This is a genomic window from Paracoccus benzoatiresistens (assembly GCF_026913015.1).
Taxonomy (GTDB): domain Bacteria; phylum Pseudomonadota; class Alphaproteobacteria; order Rhodobacterales; family Rhodobacteraceae; genus Paracoccus; species Paracoccus benzoatiresistens.
The window spans coordinates 1-11,002 of the sequence record NZ_JAPTYD010000084.1 but is presented as its reverse complement, the minus strand read 5'-3'; the positions used below and the strand labels follow the sequence as shown (position 1 = coordinate 11,002).

Sequence of the window (11,002 nt, the reverse complement as noted above, 5' to 3'; positions counted from 1 at the left end):
GGGTTCAAAGCGCCAGGCATGTTCAGCAATAGCCCAGCTTACCTCGTCCCAATGATGTCCCGCAACCAGACAGCTAGGGAGACAAGTCCCGGCTCAGGACAATCGTATCGTCCGGGCCGAAGGCGCCTGCCGTCTCAATATGCTGCTGCATCCTGGCAAACACCCGCCCCATGTTGAGCGGCACGTACATGGCCGACATCGTTACGGCCCGCACCATCATCTTGTTGCGAAAATGCAGATCCTGTCCGTCCCGGCCCTCGGGACTGAACTTCGGACAGCATCCGGTCGTGTTAACCGACATGTCATATCGCGGCAGCGCGTTGACCTCCATCCTCGTCTCCGCATTATGGCCTGTGGACATTCGTGGTTTCCACACCGGCTGATTTCTGATTCAAGCTCCCCAAAGGGAGGTTTGAATGGACGAGCAGCGGTTTGTGGTGACGGATGGTGTCTGGGCGCGCCTTGAACCCCACCTTCCCGGCAAGAAGAGCGACAGCGGTGCGACGGGCAAGGACAATCGCCTGCTGCTGGAGGCCGTTCTTTGGCGGGTGCGAACCGGTTTGCCTTGGCGTGATCTGCCATCGGAGTTCGGAAACTGGAACAGCGTGTTCCGCCGGTTTCGCCGATGGGCCGAAGGTGGTGTTTTCGAGCGCCTCTTCAGAGAGATCCGCGGCGAGCCCGATTTCGAATACGCGTTGATCGACGGCACCATTGTCCAGGCTCACCAGAAGGCGAGCGGCGCAAAAGGGGGACTCAGGCTCAGGCCATCGGGCGCTCACGCGGCGGACTGACCACGAAGATCGTGGCCTTGGTCGATGCCCTTGGCAACCTGTTCGACTTTGTTTTGCTGCCCGGCCAGGCTCACGACTTAAGAGGCGTTGCACCGCTGATCGAGGACGTCGCCTTTGACGCCCTTCTGGCGGACAAGGCGTTTGATGCCGATTGGCTGCTTGCAGAACTGGACGTGCGGGGTGCGAGCGCAGTTATCCCACCGAAGGCGAACCGCAAGATCAAGCGTGACTACGACAAGCACGCCTATAAATGGCGGCACATGGTCGAAAACCTCTTCGCGAGAATAAAGGAGTTCCGGGCCATCGCCACGCGCTACGAAAAGACCGCATGCAGCTACGCCGCCAATTGGCATCTCGCCGCAACCATCATCGCCTCACGATGAATGTCCACAGGCCATAATCCTGTTGCACAAAAAAACTCCTACAGGCGATGTTTGCGTTGACGGCGAGCAACCGGCTCGGATCGTCAGGGCAAGGTCAGGCCAAAGGCCACGGGCTCCGCCTTCCGTCGGCCGACCTTCACGTGCACATGGCGGGTCGACCCGTCGGTCGGGAAGGAAACCGCCCTCGCTGTGTCGGCCTCCGCTGCATGCCCTTCGGCGGTCGTCTCGTGCTTGTCGTCGACCTGCTCCACCTCAAGCGCTATGACCCCGGCAGGCCCCCTCACCGTCGCGCGGTATCCGCTCCAGGTGGACGGCAGGCACGGGGCGACATGTAAGGCGCCGTTGCGCAGTTCGAGCCCGAGGATCCCTTCAACGGCCAGCCGCCACGACCAGCCCGCGGCACCGGTGTACCACGTCCACCCGGCACGACCTTCGAACGGGGCCACACCGCCGATATCAGCCGCCATGGCGTAAGGCTCTCCTCGGTAACGCTGCATGTCCTCCGGCGTTGCGCTGCGGCGGATCGGGTTGATGAAGTCAAAGATGCGAAAGGCCGTGTCTCCGTCGCCCAGCCGGGCGAAGGCCAGCCCCATCCATGTCGCCGCATGGGTATATTGCCCGCCGTTCTCTCGGATGCCCGGCGGATAGGCCCGGATGTAGCCGGGATCGCGGGATGTCCTGTCGAAGGGCGGTGTCAGAAGACGCACGAGGCGGTGCTCGGGATCGACCAGATATTCCGCTGCGGACCGGAGCGCCTGTTCGGCGCGCTTACGATCAGGCGCACCGGCGAGAACCGCCCAGGACTGGGCGATGCTGTCGATCCTGCACTCCGTGTTCCCCGCTGAGCCCCAGGGCTCGCCGTCATCGTCGTAGGCCCGGCGATACCACGCGCCATCCCAGGCAGAAACCTCCGCCGCTTGTCGAAGTTCTTTGGCGCGGCTACGCCAGAACGCCGTGTCCGTCTCACGTCCGGCAAGCGTGGCAAGATCGGCGCAAGCATCACCGCAATAGGCCGCGAACCAGGCCAGCCATACACTTTCCCCGCGCCCGCGGTGGCCGACCCTGTCCATGCCGTCGTTCCAGTCGCCAGTTCCAATCAGCGGAAGACCGTTCTGCCCCGATGTCGCCCCGCGTCGCATCGCGCGCAGGCAATGCTCCAGAAGCGATGCGTTCTCCCCGACGGAGAACCCCGCGTAACGATCGTCCTCGTCCTCCTTCAGGGGCGGCGCCGAGAGGAACGGAATTTCCTCTCGGAGGACGTCCGCGTCGCCTGTTGCCCGGACATACGTGTGGGTCGCGTAGACAAGCCACAGCATGTCGTCCGAACAGCGGGTCCGAACACCGCGCTCCTCTGGTGGATGCCACCAGTGCAGCACATCCCCCGCCTCGAACTGATGCCGGGCACAGTCGAGGATATGGGCGCGGGCGCGGTGGGGCTCTGAGTGCAGGAACGCCATCATGTCCTGCAACTGGTCACGGAACCCGATCCCCCCGCTTGCCTGCTGGAACCCCGCTCGTGCGAGGATGCGTGAGGCGAACGCCTGGTTGGGCAGCCAGCGGTTGACCATCAGATCGAGCGCCGTGTCGGGCGTCTCGACCTGAAGCACGCCGAGGCGTCTTTCCCAAGTCTTCTGCGCGGTGCGAGTCGCTGCGGCGGCCCGGTCAGGCGCGGCGAAGGCGTGGGCGAGGTCCTCAACCTCGCCGAGGCTGCCTGCGGCCCCCAGAACGAAGACGACCTCCTCCGTTCTTCCGGGCGCGATATCGAGATGCACCTGATAGACGGCGCAGGCGTCCGCCACGCCTTCGGTGCGTCCCCAGGGGCTCCAGCGCCGAAGTCCCTCCGGCAGGACGGTGCCGCCGGGTCCGAGGAACGCCTCCCGGTCGCAGGTCATTGCATGCGCAGGCCGGCTCGAGGTCAGAAAAGCGATCCGGTCCGCAAAGGCAGGGGCCCAGCCGCTTTGCGCGACGAGCGCCCGCGCGGGTGCATGATAGCCGGATCTCACATGTGGTTTCGCGATGGAGGGCGTCGACCCGAGCTGCCACTCGGCGTAGGCCGTCGTGGTGATGCGCCGTTGTCTGGCGGTGGCGTTCGTCAGCGTGAGCCGCATCAGCTTGACCGGCGCTGTCTCGGCCACAGAGACCGAGAGCTGCTGCGAAAGTCCGTGCGAGGCGCGCTCCCAGAGAGTCTCACCCGCGCCATGCGTGATCCAGCACGCCTCAACGGCGCCTGCAGGCAGGGGCGTCACTGTCCAGACCTCCCCCGTCTCTTCGTCGCGCAGGTAGATTGCCTCCTCCTGCGCATCCGTCACCGGATCGTTGGACCACGGTGTGAGGCGGAATTCTCCGCTGTTGAGACACCACGTGAACCCCAGCCCGGCTTCGCTTACGATCGTTCCGAACCGGTCATTGGCAAGGATGTTGCACCACGGCACGGGTGTGGTCTGTCCCGGACACGGATGAATGAGGTAATTGCCACTGCCGGGCATGAAGCCGCCCAAACCGTTGTCGCAGATCAGCGCCGGCTGCCGGCCCGGCGCAACCGCATCTTTCGCCACGGGCGACCCGCCCGGTTCGAAGAAGGGCGGCTTGATATGGCCTGCCGGTTCTGTCGGCAAGGCAGCTTCGAGGGTCGGCATCGCCCCGTCGAGCGCCAAACGTGCCAACATCTCAAGCGCGCGCACCTGAGACGGCGCGATCCGATCCACGCTGTGCAAGTGAATGCCGCCGTCGCCCCCAAGCCCTTCGCCCAGTCCGGCATCCCGCAGAGTGTCGCGGAGCCTTGCTGCGATCGGGGCCTCGTAGCTCGACGCTTTGGTGCCGAGGACGACGAGATCGAACCGCAGACCGTTGCGCCCGAGCCAGCGCTTCGCACGCAGGATGGCGGGAAGTAGGGCGGCGCTTTCGGCATCCGTGACACGCACGAGGACGACCGGCTGGTCGCCGGACACCCCGAGGCCCCAAAGGTCGGGCTGGCCCGGCTGTCTGGTGTCTACATCCACGCCGGACCGCAGCCCCGGCCGCAGGATTCGACTCGCGAGGGCCTGAGCATCGACGACGTCTCGCTGCGTCAGGTCGGAACGAGCGGCCTCGACCGCTGTCGTGCGGGCCGCGTCCTCGAAGGCCCAGCCTAGCGCCGACGGCGTGTCATAGCGGCGCGCTGTCTCCATCGCCGTCTCCCGCGACGCCGCGGCGACGGTCAGGAAGGCGAACTCGGCGCGTTCTCCGGGGGCGAGGGTCGTACGCGCGCGCAGGGCGGCCACTGGATCGAGCGTCCAGCCGGTTGTCCCCGTCATGGCTGCCGAGGCTGCGTCCGGACACCGACCGTGGCGGCCGAGCAGCGTACGCCGGTCAGTCTCGGCCCCCGCAAACGTTACCTCACGCCCCTCGCGCAAGAGCCGGTGCAGCATCACCGGCGGCGTGTCCTCGGGCCGACGCGGGCGCCGGGTGAAAAGCACCGCGTCTATGTCCCGGAGCGCCTCGCTCTTCACGAAAAGCTTGCTGAAGGCGGGGTGGCGTTCATACGCCGCGTGCGGTGCCAGGATGGGCTCGGCGTAGCTCGTCACATCGATGACCCGCGGCCTGTCGGAATGATTGATCAGGGTAACACGCCGGATCTCCACATCGTCCGCCGCGGCGATGCAGACCTCTTGGGTTGCCGCGATGCCGTGGCGCTGAAGGTGAAAGGAGGCCTTCTCTGCGTAGAACATCATGTCCACCGGGAGTTCCGGCGCGGACCGGAACTCCCATGTCGATCCGTCTTCGACGTCCCGCAGAAGGAGCCGAGCGGCCCCATCGTCGATCGCGGGATCGCTGATCCAACGGGTCAGCGATTGGCCATGCCACCACAGGCAACCGGTCGCCGCGCCGGAGAGCCAGAGCGACAAACTACCATTGCCTAGCGTGAGCACAACTCGCGGGTCGGTCTCATCCACAGGCCAGCCGTCAAGCGCGCGTACCGGTCGCTTGACCTGTTCGGGCAGGCTGGAGCCGGCATCGGGCAGCGGCTCCGGCACGAATTCCCACGGCACCCGTTCGTGCAGGATCAGGTCTATGGCGGACATCCGTGGATTCCGATTGAACCTGCGCACATGGACATCGTCGTTGAGCGCGTTATTGATGGCAGTCACCAACATGCCCTGATGGTGAGCCATGAAGGTCCGGACCGGGACGTGACTGCCACCGCCGTCCGTTCGCGACGGCGTGAAGTCCACCGCATCGAAGAAGCCGTAGCGGCCGTGGATGCCCATGGCTTCGAGCCGCCGCAGATTTTCGGTGGCCTTCCCGGGCCGCACGGCGAGGGCGAGAGCGCTGGCATAGGGCGCGACCACGTAATCCTCGGCAAGTCCCTGCCGCATGCCCAGCCCGGCGACGCCGAAGGCCCTGTACTGGTAGTTCTGCGCCCCGTCGCGCGCCGCGAAGGCCGCTTCCGAGACCCCCCAGGGAAGGCCGAGACGCGCGCCGTAGCGGCGCTGGATCTCGACGGCGGCGCGCTCGCTCTGGCCCAGAAGCTGGCCCGTAGCACTGCGGATCAGAAGCGCGGGCATGAGAAACTCGAACATCGAGCCGTTCCAGGACAAGACGGTCAGCGGGCCGGAGGACCGTGATATCGGCCTGCCGAGATGAAACCAGTGCTCCGCCGGGACATCTCCCTTGGCGATTGCGAAATAGCTGGCCAGCCGCGCCTCGGACGCAAGCAGGTCGTAGCGGTGGTCGTCCATACGGTCGACGCTCAGGTTGTAGCCGATGAAGAACGTCCGCGTCTCGCGGTCGTAGAGAAACGCGAAGTCCATCACCATGGCGAGGGCCTGTGCCCGGTCGGCGAGGGCCCGCAATTTCGCCCGCAGCTCCGACTGCGCCGCGATGCCTTCGCGAATTGCGGACTCAAATTGCGCGGCGGACCGATCGGCACCCGGTTCGGAGCGCAGATCGGCCATGGTCGCGGCTTGCGCAAGTGGCGCGTGCGGGCGCAGCGCACCGGGCGTCGAAGCACATCCGGATGCGGCCCGTTCCCACCCATCAACGGCCGTCCAAGGGCAGAGCGTGTCCAGATCGCGCAGGGTGCTCGTTGCATGATGAAGGCTTCGCTCCAGCCAGAAATGCAACTCGGCGGGATCGCTCGCGGGCGCAGCGTCGAGCGCCGCGAGGATTGCAGAGGACAGCTCGGGAAAGTCCGTGTCACGCATCCGACAAAGGCACTTGCGCCACTGGTCGGACCGATCGCGCACCGCCTTTGCCCGCTTGACCATTTCGGCGATCAAGGCTGCAGATGTCGCCGCCTTTTCACGGGGGAGGTTTCTCAGCTCGTCGTTCAGAACGCGCAACGTGTCGACCAATCCATCCCAAAGAGCAGGCGACAAAGCCGGGCCGTTTGCCACCTCGAGGAGACCTTCGCGCACCGTTACAAGGGCGACGGCGAGATTGCCGCTGTCGACCGTCGAAACATAGCGCGGCTCGAGCGAGGCAAGTGTGCGCGTATCGAACCAGTTCATCACATGCCCGTTGTGCCGCTCGATCCTGTCCAGAGCGTTCATCGCAAAGGTGCAGCGCTGTGCAAGATCGCGCAGTCCAATATGGCCGAGATCGACCGCCGTCATGGACGAGAGCAACTGCATCCCGACATTCGTCGGCGAGGATCGATGTGCGGTTTTCGCCTCGGGGTCGGTCTGGTGGTTGTCGGGCGCGAGCCAATTGTCCTCGGGCCCGGCGAAGGTTTCGAAATACGCCCATGTGCGCCGTGCAACGCGACGCAGCCAATCCTTGTCGGCGTCCGACAGGCGTTCTTCGGCAGCGGACCACGGACGACAGATCCGATACGAGATCTCGGGCGATGCGAGCCACAGCAACAGCAATGGCAGCGCCCCGGGCAAGGCCGTCGGAGCGTAAGCGGCCAGCGTGCCGGTGATGGCGACCGCGAGCATCGGTGCGCCGGCCATGTCGCTCCAGAAGCGGACGCGTGTATCGGCACCGGCTGCCGAGACATGAGCGGAGGTCACCCATTCCAGCAGACCGCGCCGAGACACGGTCAGACGCCACAGCGTGCGTCCGATGGCATCGAGGCAGACGATAGCCTCGTTTGCCATAAACACGATTTCCAGCGACCAGCGACCCACGTGGTCGCGCAACTGCCGCCAGCGGTCCTGCACAGCGCCCCTTCGGCGGCCACGCGACATGCCGCTGACGATGAAGGTCATCAGGTAGGAGCCCGGTGCCGCGACCGTCAGCAGGGTCCAGATCCCGGCGGCGTCGGGGATGACGAGCCAGCCGCAAAGCGCCAGCAGCACGAGCGACGGCGCAATCAGGCTCCGCCTGAGATTGTCGAGGATCTTCCACCTGTCGAGCGCCGAGAGCGGATTGCGCAGGCGCTTGCCGTCCCGCCGGGGCGGATGCCGACCGAGCCATGGAAGAAGCTGCCAGTCGCCTCGGACCCAGCGGTGCAGACGACGCGCGAAGTCCGGGTAATGTTCCGGGAACCCCTCGTAAAGCACAATGTCGGAGGCGAGCGCCGCGCGGCCATGGAGTCCTTCGAAGAGGTCGTGGCTTACGAGTGCCTTTTTTGGAACCCGGTCGCGCAGGCTCTGTCTGAACGCAGTCGCATCGTAGGCGCCCTTGCCGGTGAAGATCCCCTCGCCGAAGAGGTCCTGGTAGACGTCCGAAACCGCACGACTGTAGATGTCGATGGCCGTATCGCCCGTATAAAGCCGGGTGAAAGGCGAAATCGAGCCCGCGTCCGGCGAGATTTCGACGCGCGGCTGAATGACCGTGTAGCCGGCGACCACATGCGTACCGGTGGCATCGAATTCGGGGCGGTTCAGCGGATGTGACAGCGCGCCCAGAAGCCTGAGTATTACGCTCGGCGGCGCGACCGTGTCGGCGTCCAGGGTGACGACATATCGTGCCTTGCGCAGTCGCGCGACGTCTCCTTCGGTCACGGGGAAGGCATCGTCGGCCGCCCCGTGGAGGAAGTCGTTGAACGTCTCGATCTTGCCGCGCTTGCGTTCCCAGCCCATCCAGATCTGGTCGCGCGCGTTCCATCTTCGGCGGCGGTGGAGCAGGACGAAGGGTGCGGTCTCGGGGTATCGGGCGTTCAGGTCTCGAATGCCCCCGACGAGCGCCGCCTCCAGCGCCGCGTCGCTGGCGACGACCTCTTGGGGGGCGTCGGCCGGATCGCTCAGGAGCGTGTAGCGCAAGCGGGGATCCGAGTTGGTCAGCATGTGGCGCTCGAGGCGCGCGAGAACGGGTGCGACCTCGCCCGACGTCCGGAAGATAGCCGGAACGATGACTGCGGCGTCCAGGCCTTCGGGCAAGCCGCTACGGAAATCCATCTTGGGCAGAACTCGCGGAGGCACAATTTGGGTGACGAGCCAGTTTGTGAGCGTGACCGCGATGATCGAGGCGGGCATGACCAGGAGCAGGCCGGTCAGCGCAAGGGCGACGCCGCGAGCCTCCGAGCCGACGAGCAGCGCGAGCGGGACGGCGAGCGTCACGAGACCGAAGCCGAGCAGAGCCGACGCGTAAGTGAGCCCGGGATTGCGGAGAACGAACCGGCGAAGGAGCTGCCCTCGCCGTGCGCGGGAACCTAGTGCGGCTTCGACCTCGGCCCGGCCGCCATCGATGAGCCACCACCCGACGTGGCCCTTGCGCGGAGAGCCAGCATGGTCACGGGCGGACCGAACGGCTTGCCGCGCGATTTGGGGCTCGGGCCAACCGGAGCCATCGGCCAGATCCTCGATCGCCTGCCGGTACCTGTTGCGTGTCTCGAAATCCATCTCGGGATAGAGCCCGTCCGGCGACTCCCGCAGGATTGCCTCGACCTGGCTCGTCGCTTCGACAAAGGCATGCCAGTCGATCCGCTCGATCGCAGCAAGCGCCACAATCGCCCGCGACAGGGACTCGGTCGGATCTCGGTTTTCCCAACCTGCGTCGTGGTCTATCGCGCCGAACGGCGGTCCGAGCGTCGGCACGAGGTGAAGCAGTGCCGAGACGATATCTTCCAGCGCAGCAAGCCTCAGCATGGCGGGAAAGGCCCAAAGCTCGGCAAGCGAGAGACCATCCCCGCTCTGGAACGCGTTCAGGAAGTCCGTCGCGGTGCGCATGTCGATCTGCGCATGGGTCCTCTCGAGATAGTCTCGGGCGGCAATAAAGGCTCGCGGGCGCCCCTCTGCCTCGGGCCACGCGGATCGCTCCAGACGTTGATAAAAGGCCGCCGGCATGTCGTCCTGCACCTGCCGCACCGAGCGACGGATGTGGTATTCGTTATCGAGAAACCACTCTGCCGCCTTCGACGCCTCGGGTGGCGGCGCCCGGCAGGTGCCTCGTGCGCAGTCAAGCCAGGCGGGTAGTCTGTCGAGGTGCCTCCATGCGGCCACGGCCCGCGGAGGTCCCGGGCCGACTGCGTTGCGCAAGGCGGATTGGTCGGGGACGCGCTCGGCCGCACCTTGAGCCGAGGCCGCAGGCGCCGTCACCGTGCCCGCCAGGTTTCTGCAAGTCGCCGCGGCGCCTGTCTCGTCGACCGGTGGCTGGATGGTTCCGTGTTGCGGATCAGGAGAACCGGAGTCACGGCTCGAGAAAGCAGATAATCGGCAGTGCTTCCAACCGGCAGGTCGGGATCCTGTCCCAGACCGCGGGCCGAGAGAACCACGAGTTCGCCGCGCTCCTCGCAGATCGCCTTCATGAGCGCGCGGCGGGGCTCGTCGTCATCGAGCCTGCGTACACGGTTGTTCTTGCCGTCGAGCGGCAGCAACCGACGCAATCGCCGGATACGATCGGCCGCCAAGCGGTCTGCCTCCTGCCTGACCTCGCGCCAGGGCGATCCCGTGCCTTGCCCTGCATCGCCAAGCCCGAACAGGCCGCTGAGAGACACCGCGTGAAGGACGACAAGCTCCGCGTCGCGACTGCGTGCGATGGCGGTCGCGTAGCGCAAGGCCGCCTCTGCAGAAGGCGATCCATCCATTGGAACGAGGATCCGGCGTTTCCTCGGGAGGTCGCCGGCAGCTTCTTCGGGAACGATCAGAACCGAGCCATGAAAGGTCTCGGTCAGATGCCTCGCCGTGCCCCCCAGACCCCACCTGTGCGATGCGCCGAAGGCGCCCGCGCCAAGAGCAAGAAGATCGACGCCGCGCCTATGCGCCTCTTGCTCGACGCAAGCCATGGGCGAGCCGCACGCGACGATTGCTGCCATTCCCAGCGGCGCTCCCGCGGCTTCGGCTAATCGTCGGAGGTCAGCGATTTCCTCTCTGCGCGTCAGTTCCCAATCGACCGGATCTGCGCAAGGGCTGTTCGACGGCCTGCCCGGGAGGACACGGATTGCCGTCACATCCGCCCCGAAGAGGCTGGCGAGTGCCGATGCCTCGTGGAGGATCTGCATGGCCTGCGGCGCCCGATCGAGACAGGCCATCACGTGGCGAAACAACGGGACGCTGACGGTTCCGTCCGCGACATGGCCCTTGGAGACAGAGTGCGGCTGAAGATCGGCCATAGGTACCTCATCCTTTCAGCGTCTTTCGATCTTTTGCGTTCCGTCATGCTAGGGACCCATGCGACGAGATCATTGACGGCGCGCAATTCAATCCTCTCTCCTCCGTTCAGCAGAGCCATGGGACGGCGACCGTTGAAAGACGTCAATGAGCCGGCATCTCGGTCTCCTACAGTGTCCGTGTCGCGTATTTCGAACCAGCGTTCGGCATGCGTCCCGTGCATGGTGAGTGAGAGGGTCATTTCACGTTGGAATTCCAATTTTAGGCGCATCTGCACAATACGCGAAGGAGACTCGGCGCCCGCCGCCGCCGGTGAGTTGGCGGGCCTCCAGCGGAAAATGGACAGATCTAGTGG

At 65.5% G+C, this 11,002-nt stretch carries 4 protein-coding genes; 1 reads left to right on the top strand and 3 read right to left on the bottom strand.

What is annotated here, in order from left to right; all coding sequences use genetic code 11:
* Window positions 1-73 precede the first annotated feature (73 nt).
* Window positions 74-331, bottom strand: coding sequence for a hydrolase (locus OU682_RS22250; RefSeq protein ID WP_268944390.1), 258 nt, complete (start codon window positions 329-331; stop codon window positions 74-76).
* A gap of 85 nt (window positions 332-416) precedes the next feature.
* On the opposite strand from OU682_RS22250, the gene OU682_RS22245 reads away from it, so the two are divergent.
* A protein-coding gene (locus OU682_RS22245; RefSeq protein WP_268944389.1) for an IS5 family transposase occupies window positions 417-1,174 on the top strand; the annotation gives its coding sequence in 2 pieces (ribosomal slippage) (window positions 417-753 and window positions 753-1,174; 759 coding nt in all).
* A gap of 83 nt (window positions 1,175-1,257) precedes the next feature.
* On the opposite strand, the gene OU682_RS22240 is transcribed toward OU682_RS22245, so the two are convergent.
* Both OU682_RS22240 and OU682_RS22235 read right to left on the bottom strand, forming a co-directional pair.
* Window positions 1,258-9,384 carry a GH36-type glycosyl hydrolase domain-containing protein gene (locus OU682_RS22240; RefSeq protein ID WP_268944388.1) on the bottom strand — a complete coding sequence of 2,709 codons (8,127 nt, stop codon included), beginning with the start codon at window positions 9,382-9,384 and terminating at the stop codon, window positions 1,258-1,260.
* Between the two features lie 248 nt (window positions 9,385-9,632).
* Entirely contained in the window at window positions 9,633-10,649 is a 1,017-nt protein-coding gene (locus OU682_RS22235) for a universal stress protein (protein ID WP_268944387.1), read from the bottom strand.
* Between the last annotated feature and the right edge of the window lie 353 nt (window positions 10,650-11,002).

Coding starts and splice junctions, on each gene's coding strand:
- OU682_RS22250 (WP_268944390.1), bottom strand. CDS start 331: ATGGAGGTCAACGCGCTGCCGCGATATGACATGTCGGTTAACACGACC.
- OU682_RS22240 (WP_268944388.1), bottom strand. CDS start 9,384: ATGCCGGCGGCCTTTTATCAACGTCTGGAGCGATCCGCGTGGCCCGAG.
- OU682_RS22235 (WP_268944387.1), bottom strand. CDS start 10,649: ATGGCCGATCTTCAGCCGCACTCTGTCTCCAAGGGCCATGTCGCGGAC.